We start from the raw sequence: 21,817 nt of genomic DNA on the forward strand, positions 1-21,817 counted from the left end.
CATCGGCATTCGCGGCTGCGGGCCGGCGCGAGCGGGGGCATTCCGCGAGCCATCATTGCCACTCTTCTTCGTCGCCGGCCGGGGTTCCCGGGGCGGAAGAATTACACTTGACATCGACATTGCTCCCGCTTTTCGGATATCATGACCAGTTTTCGGATTTATTACCGCAGCGGTGCCGGAGGCAAGGGGGTGGCGCGTACATGTGGAGCGTTAGATCATAGGACTACATAGCAAGCGGAGGTCGCCGCCTGAACTTCCTTGACCGGAATCGTTGAATCCGATCTAGCTTCGTCGGGACGCGAATGTGTCGAAGAAGGGATAGTCAAACTTTGCCCGCCAGCAAGATCCACGAGCCGAAATCCGGACCTTTGGAGCGTTACGTCACCGTCCTGGAAGCGGTCGTCAGCGCGCCGGACGGTCTGACCACGCGTGATCTCGAGACCATGCTGGGTCTGCCGAAGACGACGGTCAATCGCCTCCTCTCGGCCCTGGTGGCAAGCGACCTTTTGGTATCTGGCGAACGCCGAGGCTCATTCGTCCTAGGCCCGCGTTTATCTCAAATCCTTCAGTCAGATACCGCGTGGATTGAGTTCGCTAGCAAGCGTCTGCTCAAGTCTCTCGCAGAGGAAAGTGGAGAGACTTGCTTTATCGTACGGCTATATGGGGCGACCGTGCGCTCCTTGGTTATGGAATCGCCGGATGCAAGCGTAGGGGTATACGTCACTCCCGGTCACATCCTGCCTCCGCACGCAACGGCAACAGGCAAGCTTTTAACTGCCATGCAGGAACAAAATCTGCGCGAGGCGATCTTGCAGACGGAACTAAAGAGACTCACACCTCACACGATAATTGATAGAGCGGAACTGGAGGAGGAGTACCATCGGATCCGAGGGCAGGGTTATGCCGTCGAAAACGGGGAGCAGGTGAGAGGTTTATTTACAATCGCGTGCCCTATCATTCTGATGGAAGGGCAGGCACCAATTTACGCCCTAGGAATGACAGGGCCGGCTGAGAGAATGGCAAGCCAGCCGCTCTCCTTGTGGGTAACGAAGCTGCGGCAGACGGCTGCTGAGTTTGCAAAGGTCTTCACTCCAAATGGGAAGAAAAAATCGTAGGCTATAAGCGAGAAGCGTGAGAGCCTGGCCAGCAACTGCGATGCGCCGATCGCTCCGGGTGTCGCGACTTTGCGGGATCATCGACCGTTATAACAAATCCTTCAAACAAGTTTACAGAACTTTCACGACCGCAAGTCGCTGATAGAGGTATGGTCACTCAAATTCGACGGCAATCTCACGAGAGTCCAAGGTCAAGCACGGCTGAAAGCTTTGCTGATGTTCACTCGGACGTCCGCACAGGATGCAAGGTCGGAGTTAACAGCCAGTGGCAAGAAGAGCGCTCATCCTGCAGAAGACACAAGCAGAAATGGTCCGTTATTCGTCCAAGCAGAACGGCGTCTGGCCTTCATCCAATTGCCCTGTCAGCCGAACCAGCTCGGTATGACTATCTCGCGGCGGAAAGGGCCGAAGCAATCCGTGTCGTTACAGCGATTTCGACGTGCTGAACCGCGAATGTTCTCTGCCGCGCGACCCATGACGTTGCTGGCATTACAAGCGCCGAGGTGGTGTATGCGACAGCTGGCAGGCTTTTACGGCATTTCGATCTGCCACGAACCAAACCGAGTATCGATGGTGCTGCGACAATTTCGTCCACGTCAGCTCCTCGCGTGGTCGGCGTTCTGTAGAAAGCGCTGCCCGGAGATCGACCTGCCGATGATTCCTAAGTCAGCTGTTGGCTGATGCGAATCCGATTGAACGACAACGTCGATGATAACATTCTACAGAGCTGTTGAGCGGGAAGCGCATATGGTAGCCTTCGCCGCGAGTACTAGTCGAAAAATGCGCACAAGGCCCCTTTGTTGCGCCGACATAGTGGGGCTTCGACCGTCACCGCACTCTTTCGTGAATTCACTTTCCGGCCTCGCTGACCGATGACGAGCATGCGCGTATCGCTTAGAGTTATCGCGACGTTAGAGACTTCGAGGCCGATAAGTTTGGCCAAGCAACACAAATCGTTAGCGGAAGCATATCAAGGCCAAAGGGAGGGAATCTTTGCCGTGACCTCGACTAGGAACCGTGAAGCGAAATCCGGTCCGCTCGAGCGGTATATTGCGATCATCGAAGCCGTTCTCGGTCCGCCCGATGGACTCAATGCGCGTGAACTCGAGGTGATGCTTGGGCTGCCTAGGACCACGGTGAACAGACTTCTTTCCGCGCTGACCGCCAGCGATTTGATTGAAAAGGGCGGTCGACGTGGCACGTTCAAGCTTGGCCGCAGGCTTTCGCAAATCCTCCAGTCAGACACTGCCTGGTTAGAACTCGCCAGCAAGCGACTCCTGAAGGGCCTCGCCGAGGAGACCGGAGAGACTTGCTTTATCGTACGACTTTGCGGGGCCACAATACAGTCAATCTTGATGGAACCGCCTGACGCAAATGTCGACGTCGATGTTCTGCCCGGCCACGTTCTGCTGCCCCATGCGCTAGGGCATCGAAAGACACGTAAGCACGGTTATACTATGGAGAATGGCGAGCACTTAGGGGGTCTCTTCACCATCGTCTATCCGATCATTCTGGGACCGGATCAGCCTCCGATATATGCGCTCGGTATAACAGGCCCCGCTGAACGCATTGGATCACAACGTGTGCCGGTTCTCCAGGAAAATCTCGAGCGGACAGCCGCTGAATTCGCCAATGTCTTCTCGCTAGGTCGAAAGAAGCTCGCGGTTAGTCCCAATTAAGTCCCACGCCGCGCGATCTGGCGGTCATGCCAATCAAAATAACGCATGACGAGGCCGAGAAACCATGGCGTTCCGCTATAGAAGGGCATCGTGGGAAATTTGGTGGTCGCGAACATGCTGTTCACGCCACGCTCGCCGAGAATGCGCCCGGCGATTTTCCTGCCGAAGGTAGTTCCCAGAGTGATGCCGGAGAAATTATAACCCAGGCCGTAATGGACGCGCCCTTTACTGCCCATATGCGGCATCAGGTCAAACGTCCCAGCACAATAGCCGCTCCACGCATGGCTCAACCTCAGGTCACGCGCGTCAGGCAGCACGCGATCGAGAATTGCTTTCAAGCGCCTTACGATCTCATCTTGCCCGCCAAGCGGCGCCGCAGTTGCGCCACCGAACAAGATCCGGTTCGAATCCGGTGCAGGACGGAAGAAGTCGATGTTCGTGTTGGAATCGACGACTGTCCGTCCAAGGGGGATAAGCTTCTCCAGCTGCGACCGCGGCATCACCTCGGTCGCAGCCATATAGGCACGGAACGGAACAACGCGGCGGCGGAACCACCCCAAGTTTGTGGTGTAGCCATTGGTGCCCACTACCACGTCACGTGCCTTTACCACCCCTTTGGTGGTGCGGATTTCGCTGCTTCCAGTGCTGGACGCCCTGATCTCCTCTACCTCAGTGCGGCCGAAAACGCTGACCCCCGCCGCCATGGCACGGTCAAGCAAGCCCTTATGGTAGAGACCTGGATGAAGGCAGCCACTGTCCGGAATGACCGCTCCGCCCAGGTAAAGATCGGTGCCCAATTCTTCCCGTTGGCGTCCGGCTGGCACCATCGCATAGTCGAAGCCCATCTCTGCTTGCATCCTGCCGAGATCCGCTGCGAGCGCATCAAAATGCCCCTTCGACGTCGCGCCGATGAAGCGGCCCGGGCGCGAAGCGAAGCAGGCGATGGCCTCGCTTTCAATGAGATCCAGCGTAAAGCGGTAGGCGGAGTGAAGTTCAGCATAGATGGCCTTGGCGTCTCCTTTCCCCTTTGAATCCGAGAGATCGGAATACGACTTCTTAAGCACCCTTCCGATGAAGCCCGCATTGCGGCGTGAAGCGCCCGCGCCCGGATCCTGCCGATCGAAAATCGCGACATTGCGCCCGGCGCGCGCTAGATGGAGCGCCGCGCTGACTCCGGTGTAGCCACTGCCGATAACAACGACATCGTATTCGGCATCGGGGTTGCCCGCTTCAATTACAGTCGGGGCCGCAGCGTCCCACCAATAGGGTAGGAATTTGAAATCAGAAGTCGTGACGTCAGGCATCTGGTGGCTAACCTGTTGGTGCGAGTGCGTGCAACCGTTTTTAGGGACAAAAGTCCGTTTACCGGTACATACTTCGCATGTACGGTCACGTCAATCGCGGTTGTGAGTCACGTGCCGGCCTGCAAAAAGGATCACTCGTAGGAGTTTCCGATAAGCCAAGCGATCCATCGCACTACCGTCCAGGGCAACTCTCGTGACCTCAGGACCGAGCAGTTGGCTAATAGACAGCGAGGGCAAGACGCATCTCGACGCCTCGAGTGGCTGCCTGTGGCACGCATTGGCCACGGAGCCGCCGCGTTGGGGACTCGATTGCGCGGCAACCGCTAAGCTCGACACGGGGGGCCAATCCCTCCTGCATGAGCGGATCTGGCGAGCGGCTTGCCGATGTTGGTCTCGCGCCGACCGGAGACACTGGCGAAGGGCCATTGCACAAGCGACGGCTCGGGAGCTGTTAAAACAGCGCTCAAGCTTGCTCAGCAGAGAGAGAGAGAGAGAGAGAGAGAGAGAGAGAGAGAGTCGTGATGATGTCCCGGGATGAAGATGCTATAAGGCGAGCGGCGAGGTGTGGCATCCTTTGGGCGCGTTGGATCCACGATCAGAAGGAGGCCCCCGATTGTCGCAGTCGTTTGAGGCAAGCCGGTCCCTTACCGCTCTTCAATAGGATAACACGATCGTCGCCGTCATCGAAATGAGCAAGGCGAAGTGGCCGATTGCCGCGTTTGTTCCGGGTTTCAAGCGAAGCCGGCCACCCCCTTCTGCATTGTGTTTGGACTGGGGACATCGCGAACAGGTGTGCGAAGACATCGCGAACAGTTTCGTGCGCTTTGCGCGGGGAGGTTCGGGGTGCCATTCGAGGCCAGGAGCGTGATGAGCCAGAAGGAAGAGTTTGTGAGGTTGGCGCTGGCGCCAGGGGCCAATGTGAGCGCGCTGTGCCGTCGCTTCGGGATCGGGCGAACCTGCGGGCACAAATTGATCGCGCGGTTTCGCGCGGAAGGCGTAGCCGGGCTGACGGAGCGGTCGCGGCGGCCGAAGTCGAGCCCGCGGCGCAGTCCGCCGGTGCTGGAGGCGGCGGTTGTGTCGCTGCGCCGGGAGTGTCCGGCCTGGGGTGGGCGCAAGATCGCCGGCGTGCTCGAGCGCGACGGCATCGGCGCCATTGCCCCTTCGACGGTGACCGGCATCTTGCGGCGCAACGGGGTCGAGCTGGGTGCGTTGGGCGGCGGCGCGCAGCCCTTCATCCGCTTCGAGCACGAAGCCCCCAACGATCTGTGGCAGATGGACTTCAAGGGCCATGTGCCGCTGCGCCAGGGACGGTTGCACCCGCTCACTGTGCTCGACGACCATTCGCGCTTCTCGCTGGCCCTGGAGGCCTGCCCCGACCAGACGAACGAGACCGTCAAGGCACGGCTGATCACGGCGTTTCGGCGCTACGGCCTGCCGTGGCGCATCGCCATCGACAACGGCCCGCCCTGGGGCGACGGTGGCCGCAACAACTTCACCGTGCTCGGCGTCTGGCTGATCGAGATGGACGTGGCCCATCAGCCATGCCAGGCCCTACCATCCCCAGACGCTGGGCAAGGAGGAGCGCTTCCATCGCTCGCTCAAGGCCGAGGCGCTGCAGGGACCGCCCTTCGAAAACCTCCAGCACGCCCAGAGTGCCTTCGACAGCTGGCGCCATCTCTACAATCCTGTTTCATAACACCCATCTGTCTATGTTGTTGAAGGGAATAGGCTTTGCTGATCGGGATGCGATCCTGCGGGTATTTGGGATTCTGTCGCGCGCGATGAACGATCTGCAGGGCATGCGGCTTTCCGAGTTCTGACCGGCTGAAGATCCACGGACCATCCGGCAGGGGATGAACGCCTTCGATCTCGCCTGTCTCGGCGGCGAGCCTGAGGGTCTTCGGTGCAACGCCGAGAAGGCGTGCGGCCTTGTTCAGGTTGAGCCACGGTTCGTTGCCCTCCGGCGCCGGTCGGAAGACCGGAATCTTGTGATGCGACCGGTGCGCCGTGACCCGTTCGCGCGTCCAGCGATTGCCATGCCCGGTCACCAGGCCGTTGCGGTTGAGAATGCCGGCAATCAGATCGTCGCTGGCGATTAGTACCAGTTGCCGCATGGCGGCGATGATGTCGGCGGAGGTGCTGTTGCGTTGTCCGCGGCGCCGCTTCGGCAAGCGCAGTTCGGTGTGAACCCCGCCGATCCAGTGGATCAGCAGGACGATCTCGGAGGCTTCATCATCAATATCGGCGATCACCTCCTGAATGACGGTACGCGCGATGCGCTTCTTGAGCCGCGCATCTGTCGTCGGTGCCGCCAAGACGATGTGGAGGTTCGCGGCCAGAGCGCCAAGGTCCATCGTCAACACAGGTGACGGCTTCGCCCTTGCGGTATCATGTGTGTGGCGATCTTGCCCTCGATCTCGCCGACATATGCGAGGGCACGGTTCCACCGCGTCTCCAGTTCCGCGGCGACCAGCCGGTTCTCGGGGTCGGCCGCGTCATATTGCCGGAAAGCCCGGTCGGCGACGTAGCGTGCAGCCTCCAGATCGCGACCGAGAGCGTCCCGAACCTGGTCGCGGCGATTGGCAGCCTGCGCTTCGGCCTCGGCGGCAGCCGCGACCGCGCCGGGCTCGGACCACCTGCAGAAGGGCCTCTTCAATAGCGTCATCGACGCGAAGTCCGCCGAAGGCGATGCAGCGCGGTTCGCCATTGTCGAGCAGGCCCCGCCAGCAGGAATAGCGCGGGATGTTGTGCTTGATACCGGTGTATCGCACCGTGAGCTTGCGGCCGCAGCGGCGGCACCGGACAAGCCCGGCGAGCAATGCATCGCCATGCTTCGGTGCTCCGTGATGCCGGCCCGTTGGCACGTTGTCGCTCACCATTGTGCGGATTGCCTCCGCTCGTTCCCAACTGACGTAACCTTCATGGCTGCCCGGGATCAGAGCCAGCCATTCCTCCCGGGCCTGGCGACGAACGCCCGACCGAGGAGCCGTCGATCCAAATCCCGGCGCGGCACGAGTCCTACCATAGGCATAGGCGCCGCCGTAGATCGGGTTCTCGATCATCCGGTGGATCGTGCCATAGCTGGGTCTGCGCTAGACGACATCGCCGTTGTTGCGCCTGGTGGGCAAATCCAGGCCATGCTCGAGGAACCACATCAAGGCCTGACGGGCGCTGCCGAGCGCGGCGACCTTGTCGAACACAAGGATGATCGCCTCTTGCACGCGGCGGTCGGAATCCTTCTCGAGCCGATCCCCGACCTTTACGAAGCCGACAGGTGCCGCGACCACGAGTTCGCCACGGCGTGCCTTCTCGTAGCGGGCCGAGAGCGACCGCTGGCGCAAAAGATCGAGTTCGTACTCGTTGAGGCTTCCCTTTAACCCCAGCAGCAGCCGGTCGTTGCCTTGGCGCGGCGCATAGACCGTCTCCTGGCACGGTGTCGACGACGCGGCACATCTCGATGAGCTGCTGCCAGTCGCGGCTGTTGCGGGCAAACCGCGACACTTCCCGCGCCGCGACCGCGCCGACCTTGCCGAGACAGACTTCCGCGACCATTCGGTCGAAACCGGCGCGTGCGACGCCGCCGGCGGCGGACCGGCCGAGATCATCATCGACCGTCTCGACGCGAGACCACCCAAGCGCCGTCAGGCGATCGCGCATCGCATATTGGAGCGTGCTGCTCTCGCGGTTGTGCAGGACCTGATGGACCGACGACTGCCGCACGTACAGTATCGCCTTGCGCTGAAGATGGTGCGGCCTGATCTTCTCATGCATCATGATCCGCGCCCTCCTGTCGCCCGGCGCGATCGCCGCCGACGTGGTCGAGGATCAGACGCACCATCAGCTTCGTCACTGACCGACGCGTCTCGACAGGCAGCGCCTGCCATCGCGGCGCCTCCATCATCATGTCGGTGTCGTTCAACCTGGAGAACAGATCGAACTGGTAAGTCGTGGGCTTGCGCGGCATGGACCTCTCCCCGATTCGAGTCGTGAGAGTCCGATGCTGCGCCGATCTTCTGAGATTGCGACGGCACGCCTGTGTCACGGAGAAGCTCAGCCAAGGCGACAAGCACGGCAAGATCGACCTGCGCGGCAGCCGTGATGCGCCAGCTCACGCCAGCCGATCGGTCGAACATCCACGCCGGAACCTCCAGCCACCGGTCCGACGCTTGGCCGGAAAGGCTGCAGCGGAAAATCGTCACATCACCCTTCTTGATCACTTCATGGGTATGGACCTGCAGCCCGGCCCACGGATGCCACGGATAGCAAAGCTCGCGTTCAATCCCAGTCCCGTGGGTGTTAAGTCGTCGAGTTGTACAACACCAGGCGCCCGCACGACGGCCTTGCCGGCGCCGTGCCGCTCGACCGCTACCGACCTTCCAGCCGCGACTTCTGCGAGACCGTGCCGCCCTTCGAGTACGCCGCCGGCGACCTCCTGCGCAAAATCCAGCAGAAGGGCGCGACCTCGCTGTTCGGGCGTGCCTTCAAGATCTGCAACGCCTTCGCCGGCAAGGTCGTCGCCTTCAGGCCTACCGAAATCGACGGCGTCTTCGACGTCTTCTTCCGACACCAGAAAATCCAAACCATCGACCTCAACGAGTTCCACCACTAGCATGGGAAACTGTTCGCGATGTCTTCGCACACCTGTTCGCGATGTCCCCAGTCCAAACACATTGAAGGAGTACATGCGCTATGCGGGCCACAAACTTCGCCATGATAGCGTTGTTGATGGACCTGTTGCGATTGCCCGTTAGGAAGAGTTCGACAGTGCGCGGGGAGCCTCCGGCACACGAGCAAGTCCTCAGCGGGCAGCCTGAGCGCAACATACTAACGCTTGGTCAGATTATTGGGCAAGTTTGCCTGACATTTTCGCGAGGTAACAATTTACCGTGGCAGAGGGATGCCGCTGCCGCAACCTGAGATGGTAGTCTGGTGGCCCAAGGGCCTGACTTGACCGGCTCCGCACTGCTCGCGAGCGGTTTTTCGGACATCAGCCCGAAATAGGATAGTTCCTCAATCGCCCTCGCAAGTCGCGACGGTGCCGGATCAAACGAAGAAGAACTCCTCGACGCGCTGCTTAGCCTGCCCCAGCACAGGCAGGATGTCGCGTTCCATCGCTAGGACCGAGAAACGCGCCGATTGCGTCGAGACGTTGATGGCTGCGACGGTGCGGCCGGCGCGATCGACGATCGGCACCGCGATCGAGCGCAGGCCGAGCTCCAGTTCTTCATCGACGACGGCGAAGCCCTCCGCCCTCGCCTTGTCGATGGCCTTGCCGAGCGCGGCGCGGCTGGTGACCGTCTTCGGGGTCCGCCGCTCGATGGTCGCTTGCGTCAGGAAGGCCTTCAAATCGTCCGCCGGCAGGCCGGAAAGCAGCACGCGTCCCATCGACGTGCAATAGGCCGGCAGCCTGGTCCCGACATCAAGCGCGACGCTCAGGATTCGCCGTCCGGGGATGCGCGCGACATAGACGACGTCCTCGCCCGACAGCACCGCCGCGTTGCAGGCTTCGTCGAATTTGGTCGCCACCTCGCGCATGATCGGCGCGACGAAGGTCCAGAGCGAAGCGCCGCCGAGCCATGTCCGCGCGACGGTCAAGAGACGCGGCGACAGCGAGAACAGCCGGCCGGACTGCGTCGCATAGCCCGTGGCGACCAATGTCAGCAGGAAGCGGCGGGCGCCAGCGCGGGTGAGGTCAGCCTCTTCGGCCATCTCGGTCAGCGTCATGCCGGCCGGATGGCGCGCGAGGATTTCCATCACCGTCAAGCCGCGTTCCAGCGAGCCGACATGGTCGCGTGAAATGGATTCCTCTTCCATGAACCTTTCCAGGCCAGCGTTGACTCCAGGCAAAGTTTGGAGCTAAAAGTATCTCATATAAAACATATGTTCGCAATACGAACTTTTCCAGTTACGGAGCCTGGAGATGGTCAAGTTCCTCCCGCTGAAGGAAGCTGTCGCGGAGAATTTGCACGATGGCGACATGGTCGCTTTCGAAGGCTTCACCCATCTGATCCCGACGGCCGCCGCGCATGAGGCGATCCGCCAGGGCTTTCGCGACCTGACGCTGATCCGCATGACGCCCGACCTGATCTACGATCAGATGATCGGCATGGGCATGGCGAGGAAGATCGTCTTCTCCTACCTCGGCAATCCGGGCGTCGGCCTGCTCAGGCGCGTCCGCGACGCCGTCGAGAACGGCTTTCCGCGTGCGATCGAGGTCGAGGAGCACAGCCACGCCGGCATGGCCAACGCCTATGAGGCGGGCGCCGCCGGCCTGCCTTGCGCGGTGTTTCGCGGCTATCGCGGCGCCGGTCTCGCCGCGGTCAATCCGAACATCAAATCCGTCACCTGTCCATTTACCGGCGAGGAGCTTGCCGCCGTTCCGGCGATCCGGCCCGACGTCACCTTCATCCACGCGCAGAAGGCCGACCGGAAGGGCAATGTGCTGGTCGAGGGCATCATCGGCATCCAGAAAGAGGCCCTGCTGGCCGCAAAGCGCGCGGTTGTTACGGTCGAGGAAGTGGTCGACAATTTCGACGACCTCCATCCCAATCTCACCGTGCTGCCGAGCTGGACGATCGCGGCGATCTCGGTCGTTCCCGGCGGCTCCCACCCTTCCTATACGCATGGCTACTACGAACGCGACAACGCCGCCTATCTCGAATGGGACAAGATCGCCGCCGACCGCGACAGGTTCCGGGCCTGGATGCAGCAGAACGTCATCGAAAGCACGGCGGACGATTTTGCCGCCCGCGTCGAGCATCTGAGGAAGGCCGCATGAGCGACACGCCAAGCCTGGGCTTCACCCCCAACGAGATGATGACGATCGCCGCCAGCCGAGCGTTGAAGAACGACGATGTCTGCTTCGTCGGCATCGGCGCGCCATCGGCCGCCTGCAACGTCGCGCGGCTGACCCATGCGCCCGACATCACGCTGATCTACGAAAGCGGCACCATCGGCACCGCGCCCGACGTTCTGCCGCTGTCGATCGGCGACGGCGAATTGTGCGAGACCGCGGTGACTACGGTCGCGGTGCCGGAGATGTTCCGCTACTGGCTGCAGGGCGGCCGCATCTCGATCGGCTTCCTGGGTGCGGCCCAGTTGGACAAGTACGGCAACATCAACACCACCGTCATTGGCGACTATGCGCACCCGAAGACGCGGCTGCCCGGTGGCGGCGGCGCGCCTGAGATCGCGATCTCGTCGAGAGAGGTCTACATCACCATGGTGCAGTCGAAGCGCGGCATGGTAGAGGCGATCGACTTCTTCACCTCCTTTGGCCACGGCGAGGGCGGCGACCACCGCAGGCGCCTTGGCATCAACACGGCCGGTCCGACGCTTTTGATCACCGACCTCGCCATCTGGAAGCCGGACCCTGTCACCAAGGAATTCACCGTCGTGTCGCTGCATCCGGGCGTCACGCGCGAAGAGGTGCAGGCAACCTGTGGCTGGGCCGTAAAATTCGCCGAGGCCCTTGACGAGACGCCGGCGCCGACGGAACTCGAGTTGAAGACATTGCGCGACCTGCAGGCCCGCACCAAGGCCGCGCATCAAGGGACCGCCAAAGGGAAAGCTGCATAAATGGCTGAGGCCTTCATCTGCGATTACATCCGCACGCCGATCGGCCGCTTCGGCGGCGCGCTGTCCTCGGTGCGCGCCGACGACCTCGGCGCCATTCCTCTGAAGGCGCTGGTCGAGCGCAACGCCGGCGTCGACTGGACTGCGGTCGACGACGTCGTCTATGGCTGCGCCAACCAGGCCGGCGAGGACAACCGCAACGTCGCGCGCATGGCGCTGCTGCTTGCCGGCCTCCCTCAGGACATTTCGGGCTCGACCGTCAATCGTCTGTGTGGTTCGGGCATGGATGCCGTCACCATCTCCGCGCGCGCCATCAAGGCCGGCGAAGCGGAGTTGATGATTGCCGGCGGCGTGGAATCGATGAGCCGCGCGCCCCTCGTCATGCCGAAGGCCGAAACCGCCTTTTCGCGCAATGCCGAGATATACGACACCACCATAGGCTGGCGCTTCATCAACCCGCTGATGAAGAAGCAATACGGCGTCGATTCCATGCCGGAAACCGGCGAGAACGTCGCCGAGGATTTTTCCATCTCCCGCGCCGACCAGGACGCCTTCGCCGTGCGCAGCCAGGACAAGGCGGTCGCCGCGCAAGCCAATGGCCGGCTGGCGAAGGAGATCACGCCGGTGACAATCCCGCAGAGGAAGGGCGATCCGATCGTCGTCGCGAAGGACGAGCATCCACGTGCCGGCACGACGATTGAAGCGCTGGCCAAACTGCCGACGCCCTTCCGCCAAGGCGGTACGGTGACCGCCGGCAACGCTTCCGGCGTCAATGACGGCGCCGCCGCCCTCATCGTCGCCTCGGAAGCAGCGGCGAAGAAGCATGGCCTGACGCCGATCGCCCGCATCCTCGGCGGTGCCGTCGCCGGCGTCGCCCCGCGCATCATGGGCATCGGCCCGGCGCCCGTCACGAAAAAGCTTTGCGCCCGCCTCGGGCTGACACCGAGCCAGTTCGATGTCGTCGAATTGAACGAAGCATTTGCCTCGCAAGGCATTGCCGTGCTGCGCCAGCTCGGCATCGCCGAGGACGCCGCGCACGTCAATCCGAACGGCGGAGCGATCGCGCTTGGCCACCCGCTCGGCATGTCCGGCGCGCGCATCACCGGCACGGCGGCGTTGGAGCTGCGCGAACGCGGCGGCCGCTACGCGCTTGCTACGATGTGCATCGGCGTCGGCCAGGGCATCGCCATCGCACTGGAGCGAGTGTAGGCGCTACGGCCGATCGATAGGAAACAGAAACAGCTTCGAGCACCTCATGCTCGCGGTCGCTCAGATCGTCCTACTAGGTCAGCGTCGTAGGCGCCGAAAAGTTAGTCTAGCCCAACTTTCTCAGTGCGCCCAGATGGCGCGTATCACCAGTGGAGGAAGGTTCCACCCAGATAGTAGTCGATAGGTCTGGTAGCTGACGAGCGATTTGGTCGGGTAACTGGCCGGGTCGAAGCCTCGTGACAAAGGCCGCCTTGGGCGGTTGAGCAATCCAGTGGGCCGTAATGTGAGTAAAGCCTGAGCAGGCCTCGAAAGTGAAATTGCGGATGCCGACCTGGCTGAGATTCGGGGAAGGCCGCGTGAACGGGGAAGCAATCGACATGGGCACCCGTTTGATCCGCCGGGGTATTGGGCACGGCACGTTGGAAGGGTGATGCGGGCAACTGGGGAGACCCGTTCGGCATGAGGGTAGCGGCCTCAACGCAGCTGTCAGGGCGGCGGTGCCGGCGGGAGTCGGACAGGGTCATAATACTTGTGAAGCCGGGTAATGCCGGTGGAGGGAAGGACCCTGACTTCTGGTGTGCTTTTGAAGCTGGTGAGGATGGGGTGATTGGCGATGAACCTGGAAACACCCGAAAAGATCAGGAACCTGCAGAGGAAGCTGTATTGTAAGGCGAAGGCGGAGCCCGCTTTCCGCTTCTACGCGCTTTACGACAAGATCTGCCGCGAAGACATTTTGCGCCATGCCTATGCACTGGCCCGCGCCAATGCGGGTGCGCCGGGCGTGGACGAGATGACCTTCGCGCAGATCGAGGCGGAAGGTGTGGAGAAGTGGCTGGCGGGCCTGCGCGAGGAACTCGTCTCGAAGACTTACCGGCCACAGCCGGTGCGACGGGTAATGCTGCCAAAGCCGGGGGGCGGAGAGCGTCCGCTCGGCATCCCGACTATCCGGGATCGGGTGGCCCAGACCGCCGCCAAGCTGGTGCTGGAACCGATCTTCGAGGCGAACTTCGAGGATAGCGCCTATGGCTATCGGCCCAGACGCAGTGGGACCGACGCAATCAAGGAAGTGCACCGGCTTGTCTGCCGGGGCTATACCGACGTTGTAGACGCCGATCTGTCGAAATACTTCGACACGATCCCGCATTCGGACCTCCTCAAATCGGTGGCCCGACGCATTGTCGACCGGCACGTGCTGCGGCTGATCAAGCTGCGGCTGAAAGCGCCGATCGAAGAGCGGGACGGTGACGGGAAACGGCACATGAGCGGTGGCAAGAGCAGCACGTGCGGCACGCCGCAGGGCGGGGTCGCAAGCCCGCTGCTCTCGGTCATCTACATGAACCGTTTCCTGAAGCATTGGCGGCTCACCGGACGCGGCGAGGCGTTCCGTGCACACGTCATCTCCTATGCCGATGACTTCGTCATCCTCAGCCGCGGTCATGCGGCCGAGGCGCTGGCGTGGGCACGTATGGTGATGACGAAACTCGGGCTCACCTTCAACGAGGCGAAGACCTCGGTGAAGGATGCCCGCACGGAGCACTTTGAATTCCTTGGCTACCGGTTCGGCCCGCACCGCTTCCGCAAAGACGGCCATTGGTACTTGGGCGCGAGCCCGTCCAAGAAGAGCGTGCAGCGGATCAAGACGAAGGTTGGTGACCTCCTGGTTACCGGCAACAAAGAGCCATGGCCCGAAGTGCGGACTCAGCTGAACAGGCTTCTGCGCGGCTGGTCTGCCTACTTTGGCTACGGAACGCGTCTGCCTGCCTATCGGGCGGTCGACAACCACGTCCACGACCGGGTACGCGCATTCCTATGCAAACGGCACAAGGTGCAAGGACGCGGCACGCAGAGGTTCTCCGACGATCAAGTCTTCGGCGAACTTGGCGTCTTGCGTCTGCGACGCGTGCACATTGGGCCATCGCCGTGTGCCTCGCGATGAAGCCAGTCGGAAAGCCGGATGCGGGAAATCCGCACGTCCGGTTTGATGAGCGTTGCGCCTTGCAAGCGCGTTGAAGTCTGCCGTCTGCGATGACGGCCGCGGTAAAGCCTAGCGAACAGCTGCGAACCGAGTCTTGCGTGGCGTCCGGCAACGGCCGCTGCGAAGCGTAGGCAGGGAGGTTGTAGGCCGGAATGAAGTGAACGGGAATATAGCCCCGAAATCGAACGTGATCGGAGTAGCCGACCCTGTCTCTCAAAGGGGAAGGCGGAATCAAAGGCGGCGTTATCGCAAGCGGCCTGAGGTGCTCCCGGGGTTCGTACCGCAAGCATGCAACCGAAGGCATTGACGCGAACAAGGGAGATCCATCCGGCTCAAGCGCAAGCTTAGAACCTGCCAAGCCGTTCAGGTGAGAAGGGCTGATGGTCGGGTGGAAGTCAGACTCACTGATAGTACTCAGAGGTCGGGAGAGCCGGCTACAAGGGGAAGCGGTCAGCGGCAGTTGAATTGTTCCAGGGCGACATGGGCTCCATTCAACGGGAGTCACAGCCTTCTATTCAAAGAGAAGATCAGCTGACCATGGAAACGAAACTTGAACAAATAGCAGTGAAAGCTCGAAGTGAGCCAAAGCTCCGCTTTACCTCGCTGGCCCATCACATCACGCGCGAACGAGTGCAGAGGAATCTTTTACAGATACCGAAGCGCTCGGCCGCCGGGGTGGATGGACAGACGGTGGAGGCGGCGAGGAAAGACTTCGACGGATGGATTGGGCCAATGCTTCAGTCCACACCGCCAGGGGTATCGGGCGCCGAACATTCGGCGGGTCTACATCCCCAAGCCCGGCAAGACGGAAAAGCGCCCTCTTGGCGTTCCGACTGTCTCTTACCGGGCACTCCAACGCACCACGGCTGAGGTGCTGTCGGCCATCTATGAGCAGGACTTCTTGCCCTGTTCGTTCGGCGGGCGGCCTGGGTTGAGTGCCCATCATGCTCTGGCGACCCTCAACGAGGTTATCGCAGGTGGCAAGATCAGTTGGGTACTAGAGGCGGATTTGAAGAACTTCTTCGGGAGTCTCGACCATGAATGGGTGCTCCGGTTTGTTGAACATCGAGTCGGTGATCCGCGCTCTGATCTGCCTGATCCGGCGTTGGTTGAAAGCGGGTATTCTGGAAGATGGAGCGGTCCATCCAAGCGATGAGGGAACTCCACAAGGCGGATCGATCAGCGTGCTGCTGAGCAACCTGTACCTGCACTATGTGCTCGACCTTTGGTTCGAGCGCGTGGTGAAGGTCCGGTTGCGGGGCGAAGCCCGGCTGGTGCGCTATATCGACGACTTGTGATCTGCTTCCAATATCGTGAGGATGCGCTCCGCTTCGCAGATGCTCTTCGTCACCGGTTGGGCAAGTTCGGCCTTGCTCTCGAGCCGTCCAAGACCAAGTTGGTCGAGTTTGGTCGGTTCGCGCAGCGAAACGCGGGCAAGCGCGGCAGGAACCGCCCGGAAACGATCTACTTTCTGGGCCTGACGCTGTACTGCACGCGTAACCGAAAAGGCAACTTCAAGGTGGGGATGCGCGCCGAGAAATCTCGGCTAAAGCGCAGCCTTCTGTCTCTGCAAGAGCTGATGCGGCGAATACGGTATTATAAAATCGGTGATCAGGTTGCGGAAATAAACCGCGTCCTGCGCGGCCACATCCGCCCGAGAACGAGAGCGACAAGCGCCGCCACGGCTGCTCGCGCGACAAGCGCAGCGACTGCGTCCAGGTGGTCATTGCGCTGGTCGTCACGCCGGAGGGATTTCCGCTGGCCTACGAGGTCCTGCCGGGCAACACCGCCGACAAGACGACGCTGCGCGACTTCCTCGCTCGGATCGAAGCGCAATAAGGCAAGGCGCACCGCATCTGGGTGATGGATCGCGGCATTCCCACCGAAGACACGCTGGCCCAGATGCGCCAGGCCGATCCGCCCGTCTCCTACCTGGTGGGAACGCCCAAAGGACGGCTCACCCAGCTGGAGACGGCGCTGCTCGACCTGCCCTGGCAGGGCGTGCGGCCGGGCGTCGACGTCAAGCTGCTGACCCGGGATGACGAGCTCTACGTGCTGGCCCAGAGCAATGCCCGCATCGACAAGGAGCGGGCGATGCGCCGCCGGCAGCTGAAGTGGCTGTGGGCCCGGCTCAAGCAGCTCTCCACAATGCGCCTCAAGCGTGAGGACCTGCTGATGAAGCTTGGCGCCGCCCGCGCCAAGGCCCCCTCAGCCTGGCGGCTCGTCACCATCGCGGTGGCCCGCAACGCACCGACCTTCACCTATCGCCTCGATCGCAACAAGCTGCGCCAGACGCGTCGGCGCGAGGGCCGCTACCTGCTCCGCACCAATCTGGCCGGGCATGATCCTGCACAGCTGTGGCAGTTCTACATTCAACTCGTCGAAGTCGAGGCCGCCTTCAAAAATCTGAAGGACGACCTGCAACTGCGCCCGATCCACCACCAGCTGGAGCAACGCATCGAGGCCCCACATCTTCATCGCCTTCTTGGCCTACTGTCTGCACGTCACGCTCCGCGCCCGGCTCAGGCCCCTGGCCGGCGGCCCCACTCCCCGTGCAGTGCTCGACAAGCTCGCCGCCATCCAGATGCTCGACGTCCACTTCCCCACCACCGATGGCCGAACCCTGATCCTCCCCCGCCATACCGAGCCCAACGCCGACCAGAGCATCCTGCTGCGCCAACTCGGCCTCACCCTGCCGCCCCAGCCCCCACCGCGTATCACTGCTGCCGGTCACACCCGCCAACCACAGCCCGCCATGTAGTGGAGACCTCCGCCGTGCCCCTCTTGATCGGGCTCGATTTTTCCCCGCCGCATCTCTCCAGTTGAGAAAGTTGGGCTAGTTCTAACCGAAGCCGAAGAACAGCGCGAGCGAGGGCAAGACCTTCGCGTGCTCTGGCACCGATGAATTCCCCTGGCCGGAAGCCAGAACGCAGATCAACCGCTTCGGCCAGCCTGGATCGAAACGGTCCTCGCGCAACAAAGTGACGCAACCCATACCCGCGGCAATTGGCACAAGGCGAAGGCTCTGTTGGAATGCCGTCGCGCATCTTTGGTCCATTTATCGTGTGGATGATTGCTATTCCAACAATCAATTTTACCGTCCTAATAAAATCGTATTAGGGGATCCTGAATTGCAGCGCGTTGGGTATCCTTGTCGTGATTGGTGCGTCGACTGAGGCTGCCGGAAAGAAGTCGGCGACGGCATGTGCGGGATTGTTGGTATCGTAGGGCAACAGCCCGTGTCGGAGCGGTTGGTCGACGCCTTGAAGCGTCTGGAATATCGCGGCTATGATTCCGCCGGCGTTGCGACGATCACCGGGGGCGCCCTGCAGCGCAGGCGCGCTGAGGGCAAGCTCGTCAATCTCGAGACGAGACTTAAGGCAGAGCCGCTGAACGGCTCCATCGGCATCGCCCACACGCGCTGGGCAACCCACGGAGCGCCGACGGAAGGCAATGCGCATCCGCACTTTACCGACGGTGTGGCCGTCGTCCATAACGGTATCATCGAGAATTTCGCCGAGTTGAAAGAGGAATTGGCGGCGGCGGGAGCCGAGTTCCAGACCGACACCGACACCGAGGTCATCGCGCATCTCTTGGCGCGACACCGCCAGGAGGGGATGGGGCGGGGTGAGGCAATGCATGCCATGCTGAAACGCGTCAAGGGCGCCTATGCGCTCGCGATCCTGTTCGAGGATGATCCGTCGAGCATCATGGCGGCGCGCAATGGACCACCGCTGGCGATCGGCCACGGCGACGGCGAGATGTTTCTGGCATCCGACGCGATCGCGCTTGCCCCCTTCACAAATGAAGTCACCTATCTCATCGACGGTGACTGGGCCGTAATCGGCAAGGGGGGTGCCGATATCTTCGATTTCGACGGCTACCCCGTAGAGCGTCCGCGTCATACCTCCATGGCTACAGCTTATCTGGCCAACAAGGGCAAACATCGCCACTTCATGGAGAAGGAAATCTATGAGCAGCCCGAAGCCATCGCCTATGTGCTCGCCAATTATATCAGTTTAATCGAGAACCCCGCCGATCCGATTCCTAGCTTCGATTTTGCCAGCATTCCGAGCCTGGCGATCTCTGCCTGCGGCACCGCCTACCTCGCCGGACTGATCGGAAAATACTGGTTCGAGCACTATGCTCGCCTGCCAGTCGAAATCGACGTTGCGTCCGAATTTCGCTACCGCGAGATCCCGTTGTCGCCCCAGTCTGCTGCTCTTTTCATTTCGCAATCTGGCGAAACCGCCGATACGCTGGCCTCGCTGAGATACTGCAAGAAGCTTGGACTGAAAATTGGCGCGATCGTCAATGCCGCCGAATCGAGTATCGCTCGGGAGGCCGACGCGGTCTTCCCGATCCTTGCCGGCCCGGAGATCGGCGTCGCCTCCACCAAGGCCTTCACCTGCCAGCTTGCCGTTCTTGCCGCACTTGCCATCAGCGCCGCCCGGACCCGCGGAACGGTAACCGAAAATGAGGTGCAGGCGCTGGTCCGGAGCCTTGCCGAAATGCCGCGCATTATGGGCCAGGTCCTGAATAGCATCCAACCTCAGATAGAGCTTCTGGCGCGCGAATTATCCAAGTATCGTGACGCCCTATATCTTGGCCGTGGCACCAGTTTCCCACTGGCGATGGAAGGTGCCCTGAAGCTCAAGGAGATTTCCTACATCCACGCCGAGGGCTATGCGGCGGGTGAATTGAAGCACGGTCCGATCGCATTGATAGACAAGGACATGCCGGTGATCGTCATCGCGCCATTTGATCGCTTTTTCAACAAGACCGTCTCCAATATGGAGGAAGTCGCCGCCCGTGGAGGGCGGGTTATCCTCGTCACCGATGAAAAAGGAGCAACTGCATCCAAGCTCGACACCATGCACACGATCGTGCTGCCAGCTGTCGACGAGATTATCGCGCCGATGATCTTTTCGCTGCCCATACAGCTTCTTGCCTATCACACAGCGGTCTTCATGGGCACAGATGTCGACCAGCCGCGCAACCTCGCAAAATCAGTCACCGTCGAATGATTGTGACGCGCTCATAGCTGGGCCGTCCATCGGAAATGCCCTCCAAGTGACAAAGCGCGTCGCACCGGCACTTGGATGTCGACGAGATGCAGATTAGGGTACGCAGCTGATGGATATATCTTATTGCTCTACCGACATTGTGGGCACCCCACCGAATTCAGCCACGTGCGTTACTAGCCGGCGCCCAGTGCGCATGACCGAAAGTAAAAATGGTGTTCGTGATCACCGAAAACCCGCGCGACGAACGATGGCGATAACCGCGAGGTCGGCATTGGCCCCGGTGACGGTAATGGCCAGCGAAGCGCCCAGCAGGTCGCGTTCAGGGCGTCGACACGATCCTTCCTTTCCTTGACCTCTGCCGGGCCAAATCGACAAATGGCGCGCTGTGCAGAACTGGGCCAGACGGCAGTTCGGCCCGGCTGCGCAAGGGCTGTGAGCCCAGGCCTTTGGTCGGATCGATTGGGCCGCGAGGGCGGGGTGGCGCGCCAGCAGAACTGCGAGGCTAGTCTCTTGCTGAAGTACGCGAATGTGGGCGTCCGCGCGCCGACTGATATCAGGATCACCTGAAACCGGTAAGTGGCGCCAACCCGTTTCCGTGTTCCGGTAACGAGACTAGAACGCCAAGGGGAAAACCGCCCTCAACGGGATGCACATGCGACATTTCGATTTGCCCGCGCTTTGCTAAACAGCTTTCACTAGGAGGAAAGAAACTAGTCCTTGGCAAGCCCCTACAGCAGCCCTGCCTGTTCGGCCTCGCGGCGCAGATTCTGGCGCGGACGCGGGCCGATCTGCTGGATCATCAGCCCGGCCGCCAGCGAGCCGAGATCGCCGCATTCCTTGAGGCTGCGTCCGGTCGTGTAGCCGTAGAGGAAGCCGGCGGCGTAGAGGTCGCCGGCGCCGGTGGTGTCGACCAGCTCCTTGATTGCCGTCGCCTCGATGATGACGGTCTCGTCGCCGCGCACGATCACCGAGCCTTTTTCGGATCGGGTGACAGCGGCTATTTTGCAGTCCTTGCGGATGGCGGCGAGCGCCTCCTCGAAGGAAGCGGTCTGGTAGAGCGACTTGATCTCATGTCTGTTGGCGAAAACGATGTCGACGGTGCCTGAGCGCATCAGCTCGAGGAACTCGTCGCGGTAGCGGTCGACGCAGAAGGGATCCGACAGCGTCATAGACACTTCGCGGCCGGCGGCGCCAGCTTCGCGGTCTGCCGGATCGCTTCCTTGGCGCGCGGCGGATCCCAAAGATACCCCTCGAAATAGGTGACCCTGGCTCCGGCCGCCTTGTCGGCCTCGACATCTTCCGGCCCGAGCTCGACGCAGGCGCCGAGATAGGTGTTCATCGAGCGCTCGCCGTCCGGCGTGACGAAGATCATCGAGCGCGCCGTCGGCGGCTCGCCCTTGAGCGGCCTGGTGTCGAAGGCCACGCCCTGGGCGTGGATATCGTGGGTGTAGATTTCGCCAAGCGCATCGTTCGACACCTTGCCGAAGAAGGCGGCGCTGCCGCCGAAGCTCGCCACGCCCGCCGCCGTGTTGCCGGCGCTGCCGCCGGAAGCCTCGATCGCCGGCCCCATGCGGCTGTAGAGCAGCTCGGCGCGCCGGGTGTCGATGAGGTTCATCGCGCCCTTGATGATGCCGTTGGTCTCGAGAAAGGCCTCGTCGCACTGGGCGATGATGTCGACAATGGCATTGCCGATGCAAAGCATCGGCGAGGCTTTCAGCTTCTCCAGCAGCCGCTCGTGGACTGGACGCAGATGCCAGGCCGCGCGGCCGACACAGTCGGCGAGCGTGGAACGGTCGAGGTTGATACCCTGCCGCGCGTAGATCTGCGCCTGACGATAGAGCGGCAGGTGATCGGCATATTTGGAGACCAGAACCTGGGCGACCGTCGCCTCGGTCGGCAGACCGCCTTCGATCAGCCGGGCGGGCGCCGGAGC

Annotated in this window: 16 protein-coding genes and 6 pseudogenes; 13 read left to right on the forward strand and 9 right to left on the reverse strand. The window is 61.7% G+C overall.

The features are described 5' to 3' along the window. The first annotated feature begins 329 nt into the window (after positions 1-329). On the forward strand, positions 330-1,115 hold the full coding sequence (locus ABID26_RS35700; RefSeq protein ID WP_354418193.1) for an IclR family transcriptional regulator: 786 nt from the start codon (positions 330-332) through the stop codon (positions 1,113-1,115). A gap of 998 nt (positions 1,116-2,113) precedes the next feature. Beyond that, on the forward strand, positions 2,114-2,794 hold the full coding sequence (locus ABID26_RS35705) for a helix-turn-helix domain-containing protein (RefSeq protein ID WP_354418195.1): 681 nt from the start codon (positions 2,114-2,116) through the stop codon (positions 2,792-2,794). Here ABID26_RS35705 and ABID26_RS35710 read toward each other — a convergent pair. Continuing rightward, positions 2,791-4,098, reverse strand: a complete 1,308-nt coding sequence (locus tag ABID26_RS35710; protein WP_354418196.1) for an NAD(P)/FAD-dependent oxidoreductase — start codon at positions 4,096-4,098, stop codon at positions 2,791-2,793. The two genes, ABID26_RS35705 and ABID26_RS35710, sit on opposite strands and share 4 nt — an antisense overlap. Before the next feature lie 867 nt (positions 4,099-4,965). On the opposite strand from ABID26_RS35710, the pseudogene ABID26_RS35715 reads away from it, so the two are divergent. After that, positions 4,966-5,634 (forward strand): annotated as a pseudogene (locus ABID26_RS35715) (helix-turn-helix domain-containing protein); the annotation flags it as partial. A 31-nt stretch (positions 5,635-5,665) separates the two neighbouring features. Further along, positions 5,666-5,794 (forward strand): integrase core domain-containing protein, encoded by a 129-nt coding sequence (locus tag ABID26_RS35720; protein ID WP_354418214.1) that lies wholly within the window; start codon positions 5,666-5,668, stop codon positions 5,792-5,794. A gap of 660 nt (positions 5,795-6,454) precedes the next feature. On the opposite strand, the gene ABID26_RS35725 is transcribed toward ABID26_RS35720, so the two are convergent. From ABID26_RS35725 to ABID26_RS35745, 5 genes and pseudogenes are all read right to left on the reverse strand, one after another. Beyond that, positions 6,455-6,763, reverse strand: a complete 309-nt coding sequence (locus ABID26_RS35725) for a hypothetical protein (protein ID WP_354418217.1) — start codon at positions 6,761-6,763, stop codon at positions 6,455-6,457. Between the two features lie 25 nt (positions 6,764-6,788). Then, positions 6,789-7,160: pseudogene (locus ABID26_RS35730) on the reverse strand (recombinase family protein); the annotation flags it as partial. A gap of 30 nt (positions 7,161-7,190) precedes the next feature. After that, positions 7,191-7,589 (reverse strand): serine integrase family protein, encoded by a 399-nt coding sequence (locus ABID26_RS35735; RefSeq protein ID WP_354418219.1) that lies wholly within the window; start codon positions 7,587-7,589, stop codon positions 7,191-7,193. Positions 7,590-7,602: 13 nt separating this feature from the next. Next, positions 7,603-7,872 (reverse strand): annotated as a pseudogene (locus ABID26_RS35740) (recombinase family protein); the annotation flags it as partial. Next, a complete protein-coding gene (locus ABID26_RS35745) occupies positions 7,862-8,062 on the reverse strand; it encodes a hypothetical protein (RefSeq protein WP_354418197.1) in 201 nt (66 codons plus the stop codon). The gene ABID26_RS35745 and the pseudogene ABID26_RS35740, both read right to left, overlap by 11 nt. Before the next feature lie 345 nt (positions 8,063-8,407). Here ABID26_RS35745 and ABID26_RS35750 point away from each other — a divergent pair, with 345 nt between their 5' ends. Continuing rightward, positions 8,408-8,707, forward strand: a complete 300-nt coding sequence (locus ABID26_RS35750; RefSeq protein ID WP_354418199.1) for a hypothetical protein — start codon at positions 8,408-8,410, stop codon at positions 8,705-8,707. A 434-nt stretch (positions 8,708-9,141) separates the two neighbouring features. Here the strand turns inward: ABID26_RS35750 and ABID26_RS35755 are convergent, their stop codons facing one another. Beyond that, positions 9,142-9,912, reverse strand: coding sequence for an IclR family transcriptional regulator domain-containing protein (locus ABID26_RS35755; RefSeq protein ID WP_354418200.1), 771 nt, complete (start codon positions 9,910-9,912; stop codon positions 9,142-9,144). 106 nt (positions 9,913-10,018) lie between these two features. Between ABID26_RS35755 and ABID26_RS35760 the strand changes: the two genes are divergently transcribed. The 8 genes and pseudogenes from ABID26_RS35760 (at position 10,019) to glmS (ending at position 19,884) form a co-directional block, all read left to right on the forward strand. Further along, a complete protein-coding gene (locus tag ABID26_RS35760) occupies positions 10,019-10,876 on the forward strand; it encodes a CoA transferase subunit A (protein ID WP_354418201.1) in 858 nt (285 codons plus the stop codon). Then, entirely contained in the window at positions 10,873-11,676 is an 804-nt protein-coding gene (locus ABID26_RS35765) for a CoA-transferase subunit beta (protein ID WP_354418203.1), read from the forward strand. Before ABID26_RS35760 ends, ABID26_RS35765 begins: the two co-directional genes overlap by 4 nt. Continuing rightward, on the forward strand, positions 11,677-12,882 hold the full coding sequence (pcaF, locus tag ABID26_RS35770) for a 3-oxoadipyl-CoA thiolase (RefSeq protein ID WP_354418205.1): 1,206 nt from the start codon (positions 11,677-11,679) through the stop codon (positions 12,880-12,882). A 613-nt stretch (positions 12,883-13,495) separates the two neighbouring features. Continuing rightward, entirely contained in the window at positions 13,496-14,818 is a 1,323-nt protein-coding gene (gene ltrA, locus ABID26_RS35775) for a group II intron reverse transcriptase/maturase (protein WP_354418216.1), read from the forward strand. Between the two features lie 718 nt (positions 14,819-15,536). Then, positions 15,537-16,013, forward strand: coding sequence for a reverse transcriptase domain-containing protein (locus tag ABID26_RS35780; RefSeq protein ID WP_354418207.1), 477 nt, complete (start codon positions 15,537-15,539; stop codon positions 16,011-16,013). Then, positions 15,895-16,155 carry a reverse transcriptase domain-containing protein gene (locus tag ABID26_RS35785; protein WP_354418209.1) on the forward strand — a complete coding sequence of 87 codons (261 nt, stop codon included), beginning with the start codon at positions 15,895-15,897 and terminating at the stop codon, positions 16,153-16,155. The genes ABID26_RS35780 and ABID26_RS35785 overlap by 119 nt, the downstream gene beginning before the upstream one ends. A gap of 352 nt (positions 16,156-16,507) precedes the next feature. Next, positions 16,508-17,618: pseudogene (locus ABID26_RS35790) on the forward strand (IS1634 family transposase); the annotation flags it as partial. Positions 17,619-18,060: 442 nt separating this feature from the next. Beyond that, a complete protein-coding gene (glmS, locus tag ABID26_RS35795; RefSeq protein ID WP_354418210.1) occupies positions 18,061-19,884 on the forward strand; it encodes a glutamine--fructose-6-phosphate transaminase (isomerizing) in 1,824 nt (607 codons plus the stop codon). A gap of 728 nt (positions 19,885-20,612) precedes the next feature. Here glmS and ABID26_RS35800 read toward each other — a convergent pair. Both ABID26_RS35800 and ABID26_RS35805 read right to left on the reverse strand, forming a co-directional pair. Further along, a pseudogene (locus ABID26_RS35800) lies at positions 20,613-21,586 on the reverse strand (adenosine kinase). Beyond that, positions 21,581-21,817: pseudogene (locus tag ABID26_RS35805) on the reverse strand (IS66 family transposase); the annotation flags it as partial. The pseudogenes ABID26_RS35805 and ABID26_RS35800, both read right to left, overlap by 6 nt.

Source organism: Mesorhizobium shonense, assembly GCF_040545255.1.
Taxonomy (GTDB): domain Bacteria; phylum Pseudomonadota; class Alphaproteobacteria; order Rhizobiales; family Rhizobiaceae; genus Mesorhizobium; species Mesorhizobium shonense.